Source organism: Streptomyces sp. NPDC001750 (assembly GCF_042892615.1).
GTDB lineage: Bacteria > Actinomycetota > Actinomycetes > Streptomycetales > Streptomycetaceae > Streptomyces.
Genome location: NZ_JBIAUE010000008.1, coordinates 1 through 18,825, shown reverse-complemented (window position 1 = coordinate 18,825; position 18,825 = coordinate 1). Strand labels below are relative to the sequence as shown.

Below are 18,825 nucleotides of genomic sequence, written 5' to 3'. Positions count from 1 at the left end.
CACCACCATGTCCGTCCCCCCGTATCTGCGACTCCCCGCGCCCGACAGGCTGTTGTCGTCACGCACCGGCTGGACCCGGGACCACTGGGAGGCGGTGGCCGACCGGATGCTGGACGCGCTGGTGCCCTACGCGACACCCGGCTTCGCCCAGTACCGGCTGCCCGGCCGCACCAGCTGGTCGGGAATCGTCTCGGACGGCCTCGAAGGGTTCGCCCGGTCGTTCCTGCTCGCCGCCTGCCGCATCGCGGGCGCGGGCGGGGCGGTCGACCCCACGCTCGTCGAGCGGTACGCGGCGGGGCTCGCGGCCGGCACGGACCCGGGAAGCGGCGAGGCGTGGCCGGGGCTGACCGACTGTTCGCAGCAGATGGTGGAGGCGGCCTCGGTCGCGGTGGCACTGCACGAGACCCGGCCGTGGATCTGGGACCGGCTCGACGCACGGGTGCAGGAACGGGTCGTCGACTGGTTCTCCGGGTTCGTCGGCGGCCGCACCTGGGACAACAACTGGCGCCTCTTCCAGGTGGTGTCCGAGCAGTTCCTCGCCTCGGTCGGCGCCCCGTACAGCCACTCCGACATCGAGAACGGTCTGGACCGGATCGAGGACTGGTACGTCGGCGACGGCTGGTACACCGACGGGGACGGTCGCAACTTCGACTACTACATCGGCTGGGCCATGCATCTGTACCCGCTGTTGTGGTCGCGTATGGCGGGCGCCGACGACGGGGGCCGGACCGACGTCTACCGGCAGCGGCTGCGCAGGTTCCTGGAGGACTACCCGCACTTCTTCGGTGCCGACGGGGCGCCGGTCCACCAGGGGCGTTCGCTGACGTACCGGTTCGCCGCGCTGGCTCCGGTGTGGATGGGGGCGCTGGCCGACTGCACCCCGCTCGCGCCGGGGCTCACCCGGCGCCTCGCCTCGGGCACCATGCGGCACTTCGCCGAGCGCGGCGTGCCGGACGAGCGGGGGCTGCTGACGCTCGGCTGGTACGACACGTTCCTGCCCAGCACGCAGCCGTACTCCGGCCCCGCGTCGCCGTACTGGGCCAGCAAGGGCTTCCTCGGGCTGCTGCTCCCGGCGGACCATCCGGTGTGGACGGCACGCGAACTCCCGCTGCCCGTCGAGGAGTCGGACCAGTACACGGCTCTGCCCGCCCCCGGCTGGCTGCTGCACGGCACCCGTGACGACGGCATCGTGCGGCTGGTCAACCACGGCAGCGACCACAATCCGCCGTACGACGAAACCGCCGACCCCTCCGAGGGCACGCACGACCCGCACTACGCGAAGCTCGGCTACTCGACGGCCACCGCGCCCGAAGCCGCCCCGCACGCGCTGGCCCGCTCCGTCGACGGACATCTGGCGCTCGTGGCCCCGGACGGCACCCCGTCGCCGCGTCGCCGGATCCATCCGCTGCGCTGCGAGGGCCGGGTGGCCTCGTCCTGGTACGCGGCGAGGCTCCCCGGTGACGACCGGACGTACCGGATCGAGACGACGAGCGTGCTGCACGGCCCCTGGGAGGTCCGGGTGCACCGGGTCGAGGCGCCCGAGGGAGCGGTGGTGCGCGAGGGCGGACACGCGGTCGCCCACGCGGAGAGCCCCCTCGCCCAGGCGGGCCCCGACTGGGCACTCGCCCGTACACCGGACGGCCTGAGCAGCGCCCTGGTCGCGCTGTACGGCTGGGACGGCGGCGTCGAGGGGGCCGCCGTGGCGCGTGACGTCCAGTCCAACGCCCACGGTCCGCGTTCCGCGATCCCGTACCTGCGCAGCCGGCCGCACCCGGGAGGGCGGAGCATCCATGTCTCGCTGGTCGTCCTCTCCCGGGACGCCGTGCATCCGGAGGCGCTGCGCGACTCGGTGCGGGTGCACACGGGGGCGGACTCGGTGGTGCTGACGTTCCTGGACGGCACGACGGTCGAGGTCTGAACCTCCGAGCGGTCAGATTCCGGTGCTGATGCCCTCCCGCTGATCGATGTGGCCGACGAGTTCCCGGGCCAGCGACTTGATCGTGTCGAGCCCCGCCCTGCCCCAGGAGCGGGGCACCGTGTCGACCGCGCAGACGGCGCCCAGGGCGATGCCCGTGCGGTCGATCAGCGGGGCGCCGAGGTAGGAGCGGATGCCTATGTCGTCGACGACCGGGTTTCCGGCGAAACGCGGATAGTCGCAGACGTCCTCCAGCACGAGCGCCTTGCGCCGCACGACGACGTGCGGGCAGTAGCCGCGGTCCAGGGCCACGTACCGGCCGGCCCGGCTGCTGCCTGCGGTGGCGGCACCCAGGTCGGATCCCTTGTACGTGCCGCTCGGCGTGTGCAGCCCGGCGAAGAACTGCTGGTTGCCGTCGATGAAGTTGACCATCGAATAGGGGACGTCGGTGACCTCGGCCACCCGGTCGGCGAAGGCGTCGAAGTTGTCGAACGATGCGTCGGCTCGTTCCCCGAGCCCCAGGGTCCGCAGTCGATGGGTACGCACGACGGAGTCGCGGTCCACGGGCGTGAGCAGCGGCCGGTCGGAGGCGGGCCGCGTCACGCGCGGGCTCCGAAGGCGGTCCGCGGGGCCGGGGCGGAGGTGGCGTTGATGAGGTGCTGGACCAGCGTGACCAGGGTCCCCGTGCCCGAGCTGGCGATGCGGGCGTCGCACAGCACGACCGGTACGTCGGGGCCCAGGTCGAGCGCGGCCCGTACCTCCTCGGGCGCGTAGCGGTGGGCCCCGTCGAACTCGTTCACCGCGATGACGAAGCCGATGCCGCGGCGTTCGAAGAAGTCGACGGCGGCGAAGCACTCGGCGAGCCGTCGCGTGTCCGCGAGCACCACCGCCCCCAGCGCGCCCTGGGAGAGTTCGTCCCACATGAACCAGAAGCGCTCCTGCCCGGGGGTGCCGAACAGGTAGAGCACATGCCGCTCGTCGAGTGTGATGCGGCCGAAGTCCATGGCCACGGTGGTGGACGTTTTGGACTCGATGCCGTCGAGGTTGTCCGTCGTGGCACCCGCCTGGGTCAGCAGTTCCTCCGTGCTCAACGGCGCGATCTCGCTGACCGCGCCGACGAACGTGGTCTTGCCCACGCCGAACCCGCCGGCCACCAGCACCTTCAGCGCGACGGGAAACCCCTCGGCGGCGGGCCCTCCGGCGTCGAGGGGATCGACGGAAGCGGCGGAACCGACGGAACCGGCAGGACCCGCTGACGCGTCGGTGTCCCCGCCCCGGTCATGGGTGCCCCCCGGGACGTGGCCGCCGCTCGCTCCGTGGGATCCCCCGTATGCGTGCGGCACGCCGGGGTCGTGGCCCCCGCCGGGACCGGGACCGCCCTCGAAGCCGGGAGTGCCGTCGAAGCCGGGCCCTGCGCCGGAACCGTGCCCCGGGCCGGGGCCCGGGTGCCCCTCCGGACGGCCGCCGTCCCCCGCACTTGCGGGACGTACGTGGAGTCCCTGGGCGCTCTCATGGCCTGCGAGGTTCTCGTAGGTCTCCGGACGTTCGTACGCTCCGAACCCTTCGGGGCGCCCGCGCCCTCCGTACCCCTCGGGGAGCCCGTAGCCCTCGGGGCCTTCGCTGTTCCCGTACCCGGCGGAGCTGCCGAAGCCGTCAGAGCTGTCGTCGTAAGCCATCGAGCACTGCCTCCAGCAGGGATCGGTCGGTGGGCGTGTCATGGAAGGCGGGCGGATGCGCGGTGACTGCCCCGCAGTCCACCAGGTCGGAGACGAGCACTTTGGTGACGACCGCGGGCAGCCGCAGATGGGCGGCGATCTCGGCCACCGACGTGGGGCCGCCGCACAGCCCCAGCGCGACGGAGTGCTCGGGACCGAGCGGGGCCTGTGGTTCGGCACCCGTGGCCCTCACCAGGGAGAGCAGGTCGAGCACGGTGCTCGGACGGGTCCTGCCGTTGCTCACGGTGTACGGGCGGATGAGCCGCCCGGCGGCGTCGTCGAGCAACGGCCCGTCCTGCGGAACCGACACGCTCACAGCCTCGGGGCACCCGGTACCGCGACTGCCTGTCGGGTCGGGGTCATCAGATACGGCCGGACGCTCTTGACCAGCATGGTCATCTCGTAGCCCAGCACCGCGGCGTCCGCCTCGCGTCCGGCGAGAACGGCGAGGCAGGTACCCGATCCGGCGGTGGAGACGAACAGCAGGGTCGAGTCCAGCTCGACCACCACCTGACGTACGTCCCCGTTGTCGCCGAAGCGCGCGCCGGCGCTGCGGCCGAGCGAGTACAGCCCCGCGGCCAGCGCGGCCATGTGGTCGGCGCTGTCGGCATCCATGCCGTGGAGGGACTTCACCAGTCCGTCGGCGGACAGGAGGACCGCGCTGCGTGTGTACGGCACACGCTGCACCAGTCCGCTCAGCAACCAGTCGAGGTCCGAGACCTGACCGGACGGCATATCGGTCGCCATGGCGCATCTACTCCTTGGAGGGTTTTGCTTCGAGGGGGTCGTCTACGGGCGCGGGGACCGGTGCCGGGCCCGCGTCCTGGCCCGGGAGGCGCCGGTGCGGGGCGAAGGGCGCCGTCCGCCCCCGGACCGGCAGGGGCTGCGGCGGGGTCCGGGGCCGGTCCACCGGTTCGGGGGCCGGGTCCGTGCCCGTGCCCCGGCCGTCGATGTCGGCCTCGGACTCGCTGCGGGCCTCGGCCAGGTCGATGCCGCGCCGGAAGGCCGCCATGAGACCCGGGTCGTGCAGAGCGTGTTCGTCCTCGGTGCGCGGGGCCGGGGGCTGCCTGAGCTGAGGAGCCAGGTGCTCCTGGGTGCTGCGCCTGGGAAGCCGGGGCCGGACCGCGGCGCCGCACGCGGCCCCGGACCCGTCGTGCTCTCCGTCGCGCGCCGGTGGTCCTTCACCCGTGGGCCGGGCTCCGGGAGGGGGCCCGGCCGGGGCGGGGCCACCGGGGCGACCGCCGCGCTCGGACGGGCCCAGCGGTTGGCCGGGGACGTACGGCTGCGGCCGGGCGCCCGGTCGTGGGTCCGCGGCGGGTCCGACGACCGGGTCGCGCGGCGGGGAGGCGTCCAGACCGGGGACCGGGGCCGCGCCGCTGTACGGGAGCGGGGCCGGAGGCGCGATGGCATGCGGATTCGGCCCGGGGTTCGGGCCGGAATCCGGGTTCGAGCGAGGGTTCGGGGCCGGATGGGGGTTCGGCCGATGGTGAACATTCGTGCCCTGCTGGGCCGTTGGACGATGCACGGGTCCGGAGGGCGACGCCGGTACCGCGTCCCGCCCGGCCGGGGCGTCCTCGTCCACGCCCAACAGGGTCCGGGGCAGGACGAGTACGGCCTGTGTGCCCCCGTAGATGTTGCTCTGGAGCCGTACCGCGATGCCGTGCCGACGGGCGAGGGACGCGACGACGAACAGGCCGATCCGGCCGTCCTGCAGGAGGCGGGCCACACTGACCTGATCGGGGTCGGCGAGCAGGGCGTTCATCCGCCTCTGCTCCTCGACCGGCATGCCCAGGCCCCGGTCCTCGACCTCCAGCGCCAGCCCGGCCGTCACCTGCTGGGCGCGCAGCAGCACTTGGGTGTGCGGGGCGGAGAAGACCGTGGCATTCTCGACCAGTTCGGCCAGCAGGTGGATCACATCGGCCACGGCGTGCCCGCGCAGGGTGCCGGCGATCGGCGGTACCAGCTTGACCCTCGGGTACTGCTCGACCTCGGCGATCGCCGAGCGCAGCACCTCGGTCATGGTGACCGGGCTGCTCCACTGCCGCCGCGAGACCGCGCCGCCCAGAACCGCGAGGTTCTCCGCGTGTCTGCGCATGCGTGTGGCGAGGTGGTCGACGTGGAAGAGGCCCTTGAGCAGATCGGGGTCCTCGACCTCGTGCTCCAGCTCGTCGAGCAACTGGATCTCGCGGTGCACGAGCGACTGGAGCCTGCGGGCGAGGTTCACGAACACCTCGACCTTCTGCTCCTCGCCCGTGTGGTCCGTGAGCCGGGACACCTCCACGACGGCGGCGACGGCGGCCTCCTGCTGACGGCCGATCTCCTGCGCGAGAAGCTCGAAGGCGTCGCTGCCGGGGCCGGCGGACCGCGCGGGCCTCCGTGCGGGCAGGGGCTCGCCGTTGCGCAGGAGTTCCACCATCCGTTGCAGTTCGGCCTGGCCCTGCGCACTGGCGCGGCGGAGCGCGAGACAGCGTCCGAAGACGGTGGTGACGACCCGGTTGGCGGCGATGAAGGCGGCCAGCACGGCGGCGAGGGCCATCGCGCCGGCCCCGCCCAGCGCGATCCACAGCGAGGCGGACGGCCGGACGCCGGACGAGCGGATGGCGCAGATGACCGCCGCGGCCCCGCTCAGCACCGCGACGACGGTCGGCAGCACCGCGGTACGCAGCATCTGGGGCCGTATGCGCGCCTCGTGGGACGGATGGGGGGTGCGTGCCCTCGTGGAGGCCGCGTGGGAGCGGCTACCCGGTCGGCCGTGCCGTCCGCCCTCGCGGCGTTCCGGTCGCGCCTCGGGTGCGCGAAGTTGAGACATCAGTGTCCTCGGTACGTGGGGCACCAGGAATCGGCGTCCATGCGTGGCCCCCTACGGTGCTCGGTCGGGCTCGGTCCGGCGGTCGGGCGGGCTCACCAATGGAAGCCCACCGTTGCTCACCGGACACACACCGTAGTTGTCCCTCGCGTATGCGCGACGGGCAGTTGTCGAACTTGCCCGCCATCCGTCCCGCTCTGGTATGGCATCTCGCACGCAAGACCGAATTATCCGTGGGGAACCTCCGGTCGGCGGACACTCGAACGGCCTAATGGGCCGCAGTGCCGCACGCACCGCCCGGCGCATGGAACGGCTCGGCCCGCCCGGTCGTACCGGACGGGCCGTCTGCCGTCGTGCCACCGCCCTCCGGGCCGCCCTCGCGCTCGACGCGAGCGGGCGCCCCGGGTTCCGTCACGGTGTCGGGGCCACCTCGGAGTGGCCGCTCCCATCCTCCGTTCCCGCGTCCACCGTTCCCGGGCCTGTCGTTCCCGCTCCCGCCGTTCCCGCGCCCGCCGGGGACATGACTCCCGTCGGGGCCTCCGCGAGATCCGTGATCCGCGCGGCGTCGGCGGGCCGGTGCTCCACCGGCTGCGGGGCCACCGGACGCCACCACGGCTCGGTGGGGAGGCTCCGCGACGTGGGCTCGAACGGTTCGCCCGGCCGTGGCAGGGCGATCGCGGCGCCCGCGTCCTCCGCGGCGGCGAGGGACCCCTCCCCCGGCTCGGCCCACGGGTGCGGGGCCAGATTGAAGGTGGCCCAGTGGATCGGGAGCATCGTGCCGAGCGGCTCGCCCCCCTGGAGATCCAGATGCGCCCGCAGCCCCTCGGCCGGGGTCATGTGTATGTCGGCCCAGTACTCGGAATAGGCACCGATCTGGATCATCGTCGCGTCGAACGGGCCGTGTTCGGCGCCGATGTCCTTGAAGCCGGGGAAATACCCGGTGTCGCCGCTGTGGTAGATCCGGTGCTCGGGCCCGGCGACGGACCAGGACGCCCACAGCGTGTGCTGCTGGTTGCGCAGGCCGCGTCCGCAGAAGTGGCGGGCCGGAGTGGCGGTGAGGGCGACTCCGGCGACGCTCGTGGTCTCGTTCCAGTCGAGCTCGCGCATCCGGTCGTCGGGCACGCCCCACCGCTCCAGATGGGCGCCGACTCCGAGCGGGACCACGAACACCGTGCCCGTGCCCGCGAGGGCCCGGATCGTCGGGAGGTCGAGGTGGTCGTAGTGGTCGTGCGAGATCACCACCGCGTCCACCGGGCCGAGAGCGGCGAGCGGAAGCGGCACCGGGTGCAGCCGCCTCGGGCCGACGAAGGCGAAGGGCGAGCAGCGCTCACCCCACACCGGGTCGAACAGCACGCGTCTGCCGTCGATCTCCGCGAGCACGCTGGAATGGCCCATCCAGGTGAGCCGCAGTCCGGTGGCGGGCGGCTCGGCCAGGTCCGCGTAGGTCGTGGCGTGGACGGGGACGGTGCCGGCCGGGGCCCTGCGTATCCGTCCCTCCTTGCGGAAGTAGACCTTCGCGAATTCCAGCGCGGATCCGGACGGTCCGGTCCGTGCGCCCACGGGGTTGCGGAAGGAGCCGTCGACGAAGTGGGGCGAGCGGCGGATCCGCTCCATGCGTGCGCCCTCCGGCTCGGCGCCGAATGCGGCGGGACGCAGCGAGCGCATCCGGGCACGGAGCAGAGGCAAGGGGTCGGCGCCGGTCACATCATCTCCTGGGGGAGTCGGTGTCGTCTCAATTATGGGCGGGGCGCACGCCCGCGCGAGCGCGGAGCATTCCGGCGGACCGCGCGAGAGCGAGTCGCCCGAAGGACTGACCGACGGCCCCTGAGCCGTCACCCACGCGGCTGCCCGTAGGCGTGCTCGACGCGCAGCCGCAGCACGAGGCGCCGGTCCCGGACCATCGCGTCGCGGAACTCGTCCCAGTCGGGGTGCTCACCGCGGACGTCGCGGTAGAGGGCGATCAGTTCCTCCACCGTCGCGTCGTGCGGGTCGGTCGCCGACGGGGTCAGCTCGGCCGTGCCGTCCACGACCGTCCAGGCCCAGCGGTCCGCGCTGGTGACGTGGTAGCTCGCCCGGGGGTCACGGCGGAGGTTCCTCGTCTTCACCCGGTCCTCGGTGATCGAGACACGGACGATGCCCTCCCCGGCGTAGTAATGGTGGTTGACGTTGGAGAGCTGCGGTCTGCCGTCCCGCCCCAGCGTCACGAGCACCCCGCCGTCCACCTCGCCGAGCAGACCGAGCAGTGCTTCCTGTGGCGTGTTTCCTGCGTCGATTCGCGTCATGCAGGATCCAACGACCGTCGCCACCACAGGATTCCGCGCCGTCGCACACACGTATGACAACCGGGCGACCGTGCCCCCGGTCCGACCGGGACCCGTGCATTCGTTAGGGTGACGCCGTGGCAAGAGTGCGACTGGGCGTGGCGGAACGACGCGAGGAACTCCTGCGCGCCACCGTCGAGCAGATCGAGGTAAGAGGTGTCGCGGCGGTCCGGATCGCCGATGTGGCCTCCGTGCTCGGAGTGAGCAACGCGCTCGTGCTCTACCACTTCTCGACCAAGGAGAAGCTCGTCGCGGCCGCCTTCGCCCATGCCGCGGAAGCCGATCTCGCCCATCTGCGCAAGCTGCTGAGCCGCCGCACCAGTGCGGTACGGCGGCTGCGCGCGGCCGTGCGCTGGTACGCGCCGACGGGCCGCGCCAAGGTGTGGCGGCTGTGGATCGAGGCGTGGGCCGCCTCCCTGCGCGACCCGGCCCTGCGCAACGTGGCCGGTGACCTCGACCAGCAGTGGAAGGCGGAACTGGCCGAGGTCATCGAGGAGGGCGCCGCCGCCGGTGAGTTCCACTGCGACGACCCGATGTCCGTGGCGTGGCGGCTCACCGCGCTGCTGGACGGCCTGACGGTGCAGATGACGTCGTATGCGGCACCGCTCTCCCAGGCCACGATGATGGCCTGGACCGACGAGGCCCTCGCCCGCGAACTCGGCATCGACCACGCGGCGCTGACGGCCTGACCGCGCACCGGATCACGACCGGTCCGCCGTCGCCCGTCGCCGCCCGCCGATGTCCGCTCCACCGTCCGGCGGGACCCCGCGACCGCTTGCCAGAGGAATCCCCGACACCGTCCGCCGACCGGGAAATCCGGCGCATGGGTGCTCCGGCCGTCCCGGGGGGACGGCACCGAACGGTTCGGCGCCGTCGGCCCTGCCACGGGGATCAGGTCTGGCGCACGGGCGCGTACACGTCCGCAGAGAGCCCGAAGGTCCAGGCCACCCCGTCCTTCGCGGTCCGCGTGCCGGGCGGCACCCGGAGCCAGTACGTGCGGTGCGTACCGTCCGGCTCCGGCGTGGAGTTGACCACCTCGACCATCACCACGTCCTCGTCGCCGTCCAGTGCGATCCGCCAGAGCACCCCCGTCTCGTCGCGGTGGACGGGCTCGGCGCCCGACTCGGTGAGATAACGGTCGTAGCCGTAGAACTCCAGCATCACACGGCGCAGTTCCGCGTTCTCCTCCTCGCGTATCCGCCGGGGCGTCAGGGTGTTCAGCTCCGCGAGGAACTCGGCCGGGACGGGCATGCCCCGCCAGGCGTGGAGCGCGAAGCCGTCCCGGTAGGCGAGCGCCGGGCCGTCCCCGCGGTCGAGGCGGCCGGCCTCGTCCCGGTGAAGCGCCTCCGGGCGCTCGCTGATCACCACCACGCGCTCGTACGGCCACCACCAGCCCGCGTTCCTGGCCACCTCGGCCAGGCCGTCCAGCCGGTCGCCCCGGCCGTCGAACGCGGCGAGCCAGGCCGCGTCGTGCTGGCCCAGGACCGCGTCGAGAAGCACCAGTCGGACAGCGGCGCCCTCCTCGGCGGTCCGGGCGAGGTCCGCGACGATGCCGCCCCTGATCCGCTCGGCGAGCGCCGCCGTCGTCTCCCAGAGCTGCGCCCCCGTGGCCGACCACAGGGCGGACCAGCCCGCCGGGCCGAGTTCGTCGTACATCCGGCGCCGTTCCTGGGCCCAGGGCCGGGTCCGTACCTCGTCGCGCACCGAGCGCCCGGTGTCGACGATTTTCTCGACCGCCTCCACGGCGGCTCTGGGCGAGTCGACCCAGACGATCCGCTCCGGCTCCGCGAGCCCCGCGCGGCGGTAGGCGAGCCGCACCCCGTCCTCGGCCGCGGCCCGGTCCGCCGCGCCCGTCGCCGCCGCCACGGCCCGCCAGGAGTCCACGTACTGCATCCGTCTTCCTCGTCCCCTGAATATGCGTTCGATGTCAGGTGTTCGATGTTCGGTATTGATTGTTCGGTGCAGGGTGTTTCCGCACGCCATGTCGTGCGCGTCGCGTCCCCTGCCCGGCGTGCCCCGCATGCCTCGGTGATCCGGCGCCGGATCGGACCACCGCCCACCGGTGTCTCTTCCGGCCGCCGGCCGCCCGGCCGGGTCAGTCCGCGACGATGCGGACCGCGCCCGGCGCGTACTCCCGCTGACGCACCACGCGGTACCAGCCCTTGGGCAGCGGTATCGCCGCGTGTTCCTCGTGCACCACCCGGCCGCCCTCCGGAAGGTGCAGCAGCATCGGCCCGAACGCTCCGGCCTCGCGCATCAGCCGGCCCGGCCCCTGGACCGCGTGGGCGTGTCCGGTCACCTCGCCCAGCGCGAGGACCATCCGGCCCCGGCCGTCCCTCGGCTCGCCCGGAGCATCCACGAGATGCGCGGGCACCGCCGACTCCGCCAACGACATGATCAGTACATCACCCTGTCGGTACACAGACCTCTCCCCTCGACGGCCGCACCCGCTGTGCCGGCCACGAGGAAGAAGCTAAGGGCAGGGTCTGACAACGCGTCCTCGGGCGGCCTGCCGGGCATCACCGGACACGTGCCGGACGGTCCCCGGTCACGGCGTTGTCAGTGGGGCTTGATAAACCTTGCGGACATCAGCCGTTCCCCAGTACCAGGAGCTCAGGGCCATGTCCGGTGTGGACCACCTGCACGAGTTGCTCGGCCTGCCCGCCGTCGACTTCCAGCACGCGACGGGCGAAGCACCCGCCCAGGCAGCCGACACGGCGGCCTGGCGCATCTCGGTCGACCCCTACGACGACGAGTGCGAGAAGACCTGGGAGGAGGCGTTCCGGACGTTTCTCGACACCGTCGACCCGGCGGGGGTCCGCGCACTGATCATCGGTCAGTGGGGCGAGTCCTACGAGGAGCCCTCCTCGTACCCGATCGGTCTGGTGATCGCCGCGGCCGACCGGCTGACCTCGCTCCAGGCCATCTTCGTGGGCGACATGACCATGGAGGAGAACGAGATCTCCTGGATCGAGCAGTCCGACGTCACGGCGCTGCTCGACGCCTTCCCCGATCTGCTGGAGCTCGGGGTGCGCGGCGGCACGGACCTGGAGTTCTCCCCCTGCAAGCACGAGCGGCTGCGCGCGTTGACCATCGAGACCGGAGGCCTGCCGGTCGGTGCGCTCCGAGGCGTCCTGGACAGCGAACTGCCCGCGCTGGAGCGGCTCGACCTCTGGCTCGGCGTCTCCGCGTACGGGGGCGACGCCGACGTGGCGGACCTCGCCCCGCTGCTCTCCGGTTCCCGCTTCCCGAGGCTCACGCACCTCGGTCTGCGCAACAGCGAGGTGCAGAACGAGATCGCGACCGCCGTCGCGGCCGCCCCGGTCGTCGCCCAGCTCCGGGTCCTCGACCTGTCGAACGGCACGCTGGGCGATGAAGGCGCGGCTGCGCTGCTGGACGGCCAGCCGCTCACCCATCTCGAATGCCTCGATCTGCACCACCACTTCATGACCGAGCCGATGGAGCGCCGGGTCGTCCAGGCGCTGAAGCCCCACGGCGTACGGGTCGACGTGTCGGAGCGCGAGAAGCCGTGGGGCGACCGCGGGGTCGAGGGCCGGTACACCGCGGTGTCGGAGTGACGTGCGATGACGGACATCGAACACCCCGAGACGTTCCACGGCCTTCCGGTTCTCACCCTGCCCGGGCCCGGCACGCAGAGCGCCGATCCCCTTCCCGCGGCCGACTCCGTCGCATGGCGGCTGGAGAGCGCCTGGCAGGGCGATCTGACGTTCGCCGGGCTGTGGCGGCACTTCGTCGACACGGTCGACACGACGAAGGTCCGGGCCCTCCTGATCGGTCCGTGGTGGCAGGAGGACTACGTGTCCTTCACTCCCGTCGTCGAGCTGCTGGCCGGGGACGCGGACCGCTTCCCGGCCCTGAAGGCGCTCTTCCTCGCCGACGTCGTCGGTGAGGAGTGCGAGCTGTCCTGGCTGGAGATGGCCGACATCACCCCGGTCGTCGAGGCGTTCGGCGCGCTGGAGGAGCTGACGGTCCGCGGGTGCGGCAGCACCTTCGGCGACGGGTCGACGCTCGCGCTGCGCCCGGTGCGGCACACCTCGCTCAGGAAGCTGCGGTTCGAGTCGGGCGGACTGCCGGCCGAGGTCGTGCGCGCGGTCGGCGCGTCCGAGCTGCCCGCGCTGGAGCATCTGGAACTCTGGCTCGGCGTGTCCGAGTACGGCGGGGACGCGGGCGTCGAGGACCTGGCGCCCCTGCTGTCCGGGGCGTCGATCCCGGCCCTGCGCCATCTCGGACTGCAGAACAGCGAGATCCAGGACGAGATCGCGGCCGCGGTGGCCTCCGCCCCGGTCGTCGCGCAGCTGGAATCGCTGTCCCTCGCGATGGGGACCCTGGGCGACGAGGGTGTCGAGGCGCTGCTCTCGGGCCAGCCGCTCACCCATCTGACCTCGCTGGACCTGCACCACCACTACGCCGGCGCGGCGCTGATGGACCGTCTCGGGGAGCTACTCGGTCCCGACCGGGTGATCCGCGACGTGGACGAGGTCGCGTACTGGGATCCGGACGAGGACGAGTTCCGCTATGTCGCCGTCAGCGAATAGTCCGGGGCCGGCGGGTCCGGCGCCGCGTCTCGCCGTCGTGGGGGTGCCCGGCAACCGCCGGGTCACGCTCTTCCAGGACGCCGTGCGCGCGGCCGGGCTGCCGCCCGCGCGGGTCGTCCCCTGGCCGGACGTGCTGCGCGGCGAGGCCGTATTCCGTCCGGGCGAGACCGTGCGCATGGACTCGCCCGGGGAGGACGCCGAGGTGGAGCGGCTGCTCCGGGCGGTCGACGATCCGACCAGGGTCGAGGGCTCCGCCCTGTGGTACGCCCGGTTCACCGCCGCCCTGCGATCGGTGGCGCGGGACGCCGCCGAATCCGGTGCCGTGCTGCTCGACGCCCCCGGCGACATCGCGGTGCTGTTCGACAAGCGGCTGTGCCACGCCGTGCTGGACGGCGCCGGGATCCCGGTGCCCGCCTCGCCGACGTCGGGGGTCGCGGCCCCCGCGGTGCGCGACTGGGCGGACGTGCGCGAGCGGATGGCGGTCCACGGGATGCCCAGGGCCTTCGTGAAGCTCGCGCACGGTTCGTCCGCCTCGGGGGTCCTGGCTGTGGAGACGGCCGGACCCGGCCGGGTGCGGGCCACCACATCGGTGGAGCGCGACGCGGCCGGCCGGCTCTTCAATTCGCTGCGGGTGCGCCGTTGCACGACGGAGCGGGAGGTCGGGGCGATCGTCGACGCGCTCGCTCCGGACGGGCTGCACGTGGAACGCTGGCTGCCCAAGGCGACCCGGCGCGGCAGGGCGGCGGACCTGCGGGTCGTGGTGGTGGCGGGCCGCGCCACCCACGCCGTCGTGCGTACCAGCCGCTCCCCCATGACCAATCTCCACCTCGGCGGCGCGCGGGGGGATCTCGACGAGTTCCGCGCGGCCGTCACGGCCGCGGGCGGCGACTGGGCCGAGGCCCTGGCCGTGTGCGAACGGGCCGCCGCGTGCTTCCCGGACACACTGTCTGTCGGCGTCGATCTGCTGCCCTCGTCCGACCTGCGGCGCTTCGCGGTCTGCGAGGTCAACGCCTTCGGTGACCTGCTGCCGCGGCTGACCGGGCTCCCCGGCAGCGGTGCCGAGGGCCTGGACACCTACGCGGCGCAGGTCGCCGCCGTACTGAACCGAGCAAGGAACCACCGTGCAACCCCCACTCACTGACACCGCGGCCGCCGCCTCGGCCTGCGAGAACCCGGACATGAGCGGAGTCGTGGGAAGCCACGACCTGCTGTTCGTCACCCTCGACACGCTGCGCCACGACGTGGCGCAGGAGCTCGCCGCCGCGGGACGCATCCCCCATCTGGCGCGCCATCTGCCCGGCGGCGCGTGGGAGACGCGCCACGCTCCCGGCAGCTTCACCTACGCCTCGCACCAGGCGATGTTCGCGGGCTTCCTGCCTACCCCGGTCGGCCCGGGGCCCCATCCCCGGCTGTTCGCGGCCCGGTTCGCGGGCAGCGAGTCCACGGCGTCGGGCACCTTCGTCTTCGACACGCCGGACCTGCCGTCCGGCCTCGCCTCGGTGGGGTACCGCACGGTGTGCATCGGCGGTGTCGGGTTCTTCAACAAGCAGGGGGCACTGGGCTCCGTGCTGCCCGGCCTGTTCCAGGAGAGCCACTGGGAACCGGAGTTCGGTGTCGCGTCGCCCACGTCCTTCGAGGCACAGGTGGCCCGGGCGGAGCGGGTGGTCTCCTCCCTCGCCCCGGAGCAGCGGCTGTTCCTCTTCGTCAACGTGTCCGCGCTGCACCAGCCCAACTGGTTCCACACGCCGGGGGCCACCCCCGAGGCGGGCGACTCCCGAGCCACCCACGCCGCCGCGCTCGAATACGTCGACGCCCACATCGGGCGTCTCTTCGCCGCCGCGAGCAGCCGTCGCCGCTGCTTCGCCATCGTCTGCTCCGACCACGGCACGGCGTACGGGGACGACGGCTACACCGGTCACCGGATCGGCCACGAGTCCGTGTGGACGGTCCCGTACGCGCACTTCTTCCTGGAACCGGGGGCCACCGCGTCATGAGCCGCACCACCACCGCCGCACCGGCCGTCCGTCCCTACCGGAGCTACGTCTACGCCTATCCGCACAAGACGGCCTACCGCCCGCTGCCGGACCGGCCGGCGTTGCGGGAGCTGTGGGCGTCGGAGCGCAAGGACACGCTCTCGCTCTACCTGCACATACCCTTCTGCGAGGTCCGCTGCGGCTTCTGCAACCTGTTCACGCGGATCGGCGCTCCCGACGAGCTGACGACCCGGTACCTCGACGCGCTGGACCGGCAGGCCATCGCCGTCCGGGACGCACTGGGCGACGCGGAACCGGTACGGTTCGCCGCCGCGGCGTTCGGCGGGGGCACGCCCACGTTCCTGACGGCGGCGGAGCTGGAACGGCTGTGCGACATCGCGGAGAAGCGGATGGGCGCCGATCTGCGGGCCGTCCCGCTGTCCGTCGAGACGTCGCCGTCCACCGCGACCGCCGACCGGCTGGCCGTCCTCGCGGGCCGGGGCACGACGAGGATCAGCATCGGGGTGCAGAGCTTCGTCGAGGCCGAGGCCCGCGCCGCCGTCCGGCCGCAGCGCCGCGTCGATGTGGAGAACGCCCTGGACCGGATACGCGACGCCGGTGTCCCGGTCCTCAACATCGACCTGATCTACGGCATCGACGGGCAGACCGAGGACAGTTGGCACACCTCGCTGGACGCGGCGCTGCGGTGGCGGCCGGAGGAGCTGTACCTGTACCCGCTGTACGTCCGCCCGCTGACCGGTCTCGGCCGGCTGGGCGCGGAGGCGCGCGCGGACGAGGAGGAAGCGGCGGACGCCGCCTGGGACCGGCAGCGGCTGCGGCTGTACCGCGCGGGCCGGGACCATCTCCTCGCCCGTGGCTACGAGCAGGTGTCGATGCGGATGTTCCGCCGCGCCGACGCCCCGCGCACGGACGGACCCGACGACCACGCCTGCCAGACGGACGGCATGATCGGTCTGGGGTGCGGGGCCCGTTCGTACACCTCACGGCTGCACTACTCCTTCGACTACGCGGTGGAGATGCGCGAGGTGCGGGCGATCATCGACGGCTACGCCGCCACCGAGGACTTCTCGCGCGCCGAGGTGGGGCGGTACGTCGACGGCGACGAGGCGCGCCGACGCCACCTCCTGCAGTCGGTCCTCCAGGCCGAGGGCATGGCGCTGGCCGACTACCGCGAAAGGTTCGGCAGCCTCCCCGCCGACGACTTCCCCGCCGAGCTGGCCCGGTTCGAGGAACGTGGCTGGCTCGACACGGGGGCCGGGGCGTCCGGTCTGCTGAGGCTCTCCCCCGAGGGCCTGGCCCATTCCGACGCGCTGGGCCCCGAGCTGTTCTCCCCCGGCGTACGGGCCGCGATGGCCGCGTACGAGCTGAAGTGAGCGCGCCCATGGACCTGACCATCCTCTATCGCGGTCCGCTCGCGTCCTGCGACTACGACTGCCCGTACTGCCCGTTCGCCAAGCGGCGGGACAGCCCGGACCAGCTGCGCGCCGACCGCGCGGCGCTGGAGCGGTTCACGGCGTGGGCGGCGGAGCGGACCGGCGACCGGCTCTCGGTCCTGTTCACGCCGTGGGGCGAGGGCCTGGTCCGGTCCTGGTACCGGCGAGCGCTGGTCGATCTCGCCCGGCTGCCGCACATCGGCCGGGTCGCGATCCAGACCAATCTCAGCGGCCGGACGGCCTGGCTGGCCGAGGCGGGGGAGGCCGGCCGCAAGAAGATCGCGCTCTGGTGCACGTACCACCCGGGGCAGACGCCCTACGAGCGGTTCCTGGGCAAGTGCCGGGAGCTGTCCGCGCTCGGCATCCGCCACAGCGTCGGCGTGGTCGGGCTCGACGAGCACCTCGACGAGGCCCGTCGGCTGCGTGCCGCGCTGCCGGACGAGGTGTACCTGTGGGTGAACGCGGCGGAGGGGCACACCTACACGGACGAGGAGGCGGACCGCTGGACGGCGATCGACCCGCTCTTCCCGTACAGCAGGCATCCGCACCGGTCGGCCGGACTGCCGTGCCGGACGGGCGAGTCGGTGATCTCCGTGGACGGCGACGGCACGGTGCGGCGCTGTCATTTCGTGCGGGCGGAGCTGGGCAACCTCTACGACGGGAGCTACCTGGAGGCGCTCCGTCCGCGCGCCTGCCCGCTGGCCGTGTGCGACTGCCACATCGGCTATGTGCACCTGGAAACACTGCCGCTCTACGACGTGTTCGCGGGCGGGGTGCTGGAACGGATACCGGCGGCCCCGCCGTCGTCGCTCGCCGGGCGTCCGTGAAGGCGGGCCGGCCCGGATCCGCGCGACCTCCGACAGGTGTGCCCCTCTCGTCGGCCCCGGGCGGGGGCCGGCGGCGAGGTGGGAGGGCGCGCGGGGCGGGGGGCGCCGGCCGGATCCCGTCGGCGAGGTCCGGGCCGTCCTCCCGGCGGGCGACGCCGCCGCGCGACGTTCCTCAGAGCGGCAGGAGGTCCGGCCGCTTGGCCTCGACGTGGTCGCCCGAGGACTCGCCGCGCAGCCGTCGGCCGATCCACGGCACCAGGTGCTCGCGCGCCCAGTGGATGTCGTCGCGGCGGACTTCCAGCGTGCCGCGCTGGGCCTGCGGTGGCCACGGCTGGTCGGGGTCGGCGGGCACCTCGATCCCGAGGACCTGGGCGGCGCGCAGCGCGACCCTGGTGTGCCCCTCGGGTGACAGGTGGAGCCGGTCGTCGTCCCAGGCCCGCCGGTCCTGGACGGAGCGCAGCGACCACAGGTCGAGGACGGGGCAGCCGTAGCGGTCGGCGATGGCCCGTACGTGGGCGGTGTACGTGGCGACCTTGCCGCGCAGATGGCGCAGCACGGGAACGCCCCGGGTGTCGAAACCGGTGGTGACCATGACGGTGCCGACCGAGTCGGTGAGTTCGGCGACCGCGCGCTCGAAGCGTTCGGCCACGTCGTCGGGGTCGGTGCCGGGCCTGATGATGTCATTGCCGCCCGCGCAGAAGCTCACCAGGTCGGGTGCCAGCTCCTTGGCGCGCGGCACCTGTTCCTCGACGATCTGGTCGAGGAGGCGTCCGCGTACGGCGAGATTGGCGTACCGGAAGCCCGGGTGCGTGGGGCCTTCGGCGCTCGTGCCCCCGGCGGATTCCGGAAGCTGGTCCGCGAGAAGCACGGCGAACCGGTCCGCCCAGCCGATGTAGGTCCCGTCCGGGCCGGGGTCGCCGACCCCTTCCGTGAAACTGTCGCCGATCGCCGCGTACGACCCGATGACGCCCTGTCGGTCGATGACGCCACGCTGATTGTTTCTCGAATCGTCTGCCACGAACGCTTATCCTGCACCGACGAATGTGACCTACGCGACCGTAATAAGGGGTTGACGGGTGGTGAGATAGACCACCCGGTCAGATCCGCCGTCGGGGAATACACGGCACGGAGGGGCGGGGGGGCGGGGGGGGGCCCCCCCCCCCCCGGGGGGGGGGGGGCCCCCCCCCCCCCGGGGGGGGGGGCGGGGGGGCCGGGGGGGGGGGGGGGGTGGCGGGGGGGGGGGCGGGCGGCGCCCGCG

General features: G+C 73.0%; 18 protein-coding genes. 8 read left to right on the top strand and 10 right to left on the bottom strand.

The features are described from left to right. The first annotated feature begins 7 nt into the window (after positions 1 to 7). Complete coding sequence (locus tag ACFYY6_RS15105) at positions 8 to 1,918, top strand: DUF2264 domain-containing protein (protein WP_389193417.1); 1,911 nt, start codon at positions 8 to 10, stop codon at positions 1,916 to 1,918. 12 nt (positions 1,919 to 1,930) lie between these two features. Here ACFYY6_RS15105 and ACFYY6_RS15100 read toward each other — a convergent pair whose 3' ends face one another. The 7 genes from ACFYY6_RS15100 to ACFYY6_RS15070 all read right to left on the bottom strand — a co-directional run bounded on the left by ACFYY6_RS15100 (position 1,931) and on the right by ACFYY6_RS15070 (position 8,718). Beyond that, the gene (locus ACFYY6_RS15100; RefSeq protein WP_351519771.1) at positions 1,931 to 2,518 is read right to left on the bottom strand and encodes a GAF domain-containing protein; all 588 of its coding nucleotides are present in this window, start codon (positions 2,516 to 2,518) and stop codon (positions 1,931 to 1,933) included. Further along, complete coding sequence (locus ACFYY6_RS15095; protein WP_351519815.1) at positions 2,515 to 3,081, bottom strand: ATP/GTP-binding protein; 567 nt, start codon at positions 3,079 to 3,081, stop codon at positions 2,515 to 2,517. Before ACFYY6_RS15095 ends, ACFYY6_RS15100 begins: the two co-directional genes overlap by 4 nt. A gap of 487 nt (positions 3,082 to 3,568) precedes the next feature. Continuing rightward, positions 3,569 to 3,940 carry a DUF742 domain-containing protein gene (locus ACFYY6_RS15090; RefSeq protein WP_107430453.1) on the bottom strand — a complete coding sequence of 124 codons (372 nt, stop codon included), beginning with the start codon at positions 3,938 to 3,940 and terminating at the stop codon, positions 3,569 to 3,571. Between the two features lie 2 nt (positions 3,941 to 3,942). Next, positions 3,943 to 4,377, bottom strand: a complete 435-nt coding sequence (locus tag ACFYY6_RS15085) for a roadblock/LC7 domain-containing protein (protein ID WP_351519770.1) — start codon at positions 4,375 to 4,377, stop codon at positions 3,943 to 3,945. 7 nt (positions 4,378 to 4,384) lie between these two features. Beyond that, positions 4,385 to 6,439: an ATP-binding protein gene (locus ACFYY6_RS15080; RefSeq protein ID WP_389193414.1), complete on the bottom strand. Its 2,055-nt coding sequence runs from the start codon at positions 6,437 to 6,439 to the stop codon at positions 4,385 to 4,387. A 408-nt stretch (positions 6,440 to 6,847) separates the two neighbouring features. After that, on the bottom strand, positions 6,848 to 8,140 hold the full coding sequence (locus ACFYY6_RS15075; protein ID WP_351519768.1) for an MBL fold metallo-hydrolase: 1,293 nt from the start codon (positions 8,138 to 8,140) through the stop codon (positions 6,848 to 6,850). A 128-nt stretch (positions 8,141 to 8,268) separates the two neighbouring features. Further along, positions 8,269 to 8,718, bottom strand: a complete 450-nt coding sequence (locus tag ACFYY6_RS15070; protein ID WP_389193410.1) for a TIGR03618 family F420-dependent PPOX class oxidoreductase — start codon at positions 8,716 to 8,718, stop codon at positions 8,269 to 8,271. A gap of 116 nt (positions 8,719 to 8,834) precedes the next feature. Between ACFYY6_RS15070 and ACFYY6_RS15065 the strand changes: the two genes are divergently transcribed. After that, positions 8,835 to 9,446: a TetR/AcrR family transcriptional regulator gene (locus ACFYY6_RS15065; RefSeq protein WP_242433792.1), complete on the top strand. Its 612-nt coding sequence runs from the start codon at positions 8,835 to 8,837 to the stop codon at positions 9,444 to 9,446. A 202-nt stretch (positions 9,447 to 9,648) separates the two neighbouring features. Here ACFYY6_RS15065 and ACFYY6_RS15060 read toward each other — a convergent pair whose 3' ends face one another. Both ACFYY6_RS15060 and ACFYY6_RS15055 read right to left on the bottom strand, forming a co-directional pair. Further along, positions 9,649 to 10,650 carry a DUF6745 domain-containing protein gene (locus ACFYY6_RS15060; protein WP_351632619.1) on the bottom strand — a complete coding sequence of 334 codons (1,002 nt, stop codon included), beginning with the start codon at positions 10,648 to 10,650 and terminating at the stop codon, positions 9,649 to 9,651. Between the two features lie 202 nt (positions 10,651 to 10,852). Further along, complete coding sequence (locus ACFYY6_RS15055) at positions 10,853 to 11,179, bottom strand: hypothetical protein (RefSeq protein ID WP_351519764.1); 327 nt, start codon at positions 11,177 to 11,179, stop codon at positions 10,853 to 10,855. A gap of 199 nt (positions 11,180 to 11,378) precedes the next feature. Here ACFYY6_RS15055 and ACFYY6_RS15050 point away from each other — a divergent pair, with 199 nt between their 5' ends. Genes ACFYY6_RS15050 through ACFYY6_RS15025 form a run of 6 tightly spaced genes read left to right on the top strand, consistent with a single transcriptional unit; the run spans position 11,379 to position 17,567 of the window. Beyond that, positions 11,379 to 12,335: an STM4015 family protein gene (locus tag ACFYY6_RS15050; RefSeq protein WP_389193407.1), complete on the top strand. Its 957-nt coding sequence runs from the start codon at positions 11,379 to 11,381 to the stop codon at positions 12,333 to 12,335. A 6-nt stretch (positions 12,336 to 12,341) separates the two neighbouring features. After that, entirely contained in the window at positions 12,342 to 13,313 is a 972-nt protein-coding gene (locus tag ACFYY6_RS15045) for an STM4015 family protein (RefSeq protein WP_351519761.1), read from the top strand. Continuing rightward, the gene (locus tag ACFYY6_RS15040; protein WP_351519759.1) at positions 13,294 to 14,454 is read left to right on the top strand and encodes an STM4014 family protein; all 1,161 of its coding nucleotides are present in this window, start codon (positions 13,294 to 13,296) and stop codon (positions 14,452 to 14,454) included. The genes ACFYY6_RS15045 and ACFYY6_RS15040 overlap by 20 nt, the downstream gene beginning before the upstream one ends. 37 nt (positions 14,455 to 14,491) lie before the next feature. Then, positions 14,492 to 15,307, top strand: coding sequence for an STM4013/SEN3800 family hydrolase (locus tag ACFYY6_RS15035; protein WP_351519814.1), 816 nt, complete (start codon positions 14,492 to 14,494; stop codon positions 15,305 to 15,307). Further along, positions 15,304 to 16,680, top strand: a complete 1,377-nt coding sequence (locus ACFYY6_RS15030) for an STM4012 family radical SAM protein (RefSeq protein ID WP_351519758.1) — start codon at positions 15,304 to 15,306, stop codon at positions 16,678 to 16,680. Before ACFYY6_RS15035 ends, ACFYY6_RS15030 begins: the two co-directional genes overlap by 4 nt. Before the next feature lie 8 nt (positions 16,681 to 16,688). After that, the gene (locus tag ACFYY6_RS15025; protein WP_351632607.1) at positions 16,689 to 17,567 is read left to right on the top strand and encodes an STM4011 family radical SAM protein; all 879 of its coding nucleotides are present in this window, start codon (positions 16,689 to 16,691) and stop codon (positions 17,565 to 17,567) included. A 172-nt stretch (positions 17,568 to 17,739) separates the two neighbouring features. Here the strand turns inward: ACFYY6_RS15025 and ACFYY6_RS15020 are convergent, their stop codons facing one another. After that, entirely contained in the window at positions 17,740 to 18,585 is an 846-nt protein-coding gene (locus tag ACFYY6_RS15020; RefSeq protein ID WP_351632605.1) for an SGNH/GDSL hydrolase family protein, read from the bottom strand. Positions 18,586 to 18,825: the final 240 nt, after the last annotated feature.

What these genes read in the sequence shown, in the direction of transcription:
- ACFYY6_RS15105 (WP_389193417.1), top strand. Translation starts at nt 8, where the DNA reads ATGTCCGTCCCCCCGTATCTGCGACTCCCCGCGCCCGACAGGCTGTTG.
- ACFYY6_RS15085 (WP_351519770.1), bottom strand. Translation starts at nt 4,377, where the DNA reads ATGGCGACCGATATGCCGTCCGGTCAGGTCTCGGACCTCGACTGGTTG.
- ACFYY6_RS15080 (WP_389193414.1), bottom strand. Translation starts at nt 6,439, where the DNA reads ATGTCTCAACTTCGCGCACCCGAGGCGCGACCGGAACGCCGCGAGGGC.
- ACFYY6_RS15070 (WP_389193410.1), bottom strand. Translation starts at nt 8,718, where the DNA reads ATGACGCGAATCGACGCAGGAAACACGCCACAGGAAGCACTGCTCGGT.
- ACFYY6_RS15060 (WP_351632619.1), bottom strand. Translation starts at nt 10,650, where the DNA reads ATGCAGTACGTGGACTCCTGGCGGGCCGTGGCGGCGGCGACGGGCGCG.
- ACFYY6_RS15050 (WP_389193407.1), top strand. Translation starts at nt 11,379, where the DNA reads ATGTCCGGTGTGGACCACCTGCACGAGTTGCTCGGCCTGCCCGCCGTC.
- ACFYY6_RS15045 (WP_351519761.1), top strand. Translation starts at nt 12,342, where the DNA reads ATGACGGACATCGAACACCCCGAGACGTTCCACGGCCTTCCGGTTCTC.
- ACFYY6_RS15040 (WP_351519759.1), top strand. Translation starts at nt 13,294, where the DNA reads ATGTCGCCGTCAGCGAATAGTCCGGGGCCGGCGGGTCCGGCGCCGCGT.
- ACFYY6_RS15035 (WP_351519814.1), top strand. Translation starts at nt 14,492, where the DNA reads ATGAGCGGAGTCGTGGGAAGCCACGACCTGCTGTTCGTCACCCTCGAC.
- ACFYY6_RS15030 (WP_351519758.1), top strand. Translation starts at nt 15,304, where the DNA reads ATGAGCCGCACCACCACCGCCGCACCGGCCGTCCGTCCCTACCGGAGC.
- ACFYY6_RS15025 (WP_351632607.1), top strand. Translation starts at nt 16,689, where the DNA reads ATGGACCTGACCATCCTCTATCGCGGTCCGCTCGCGTCCTGCGACTAC.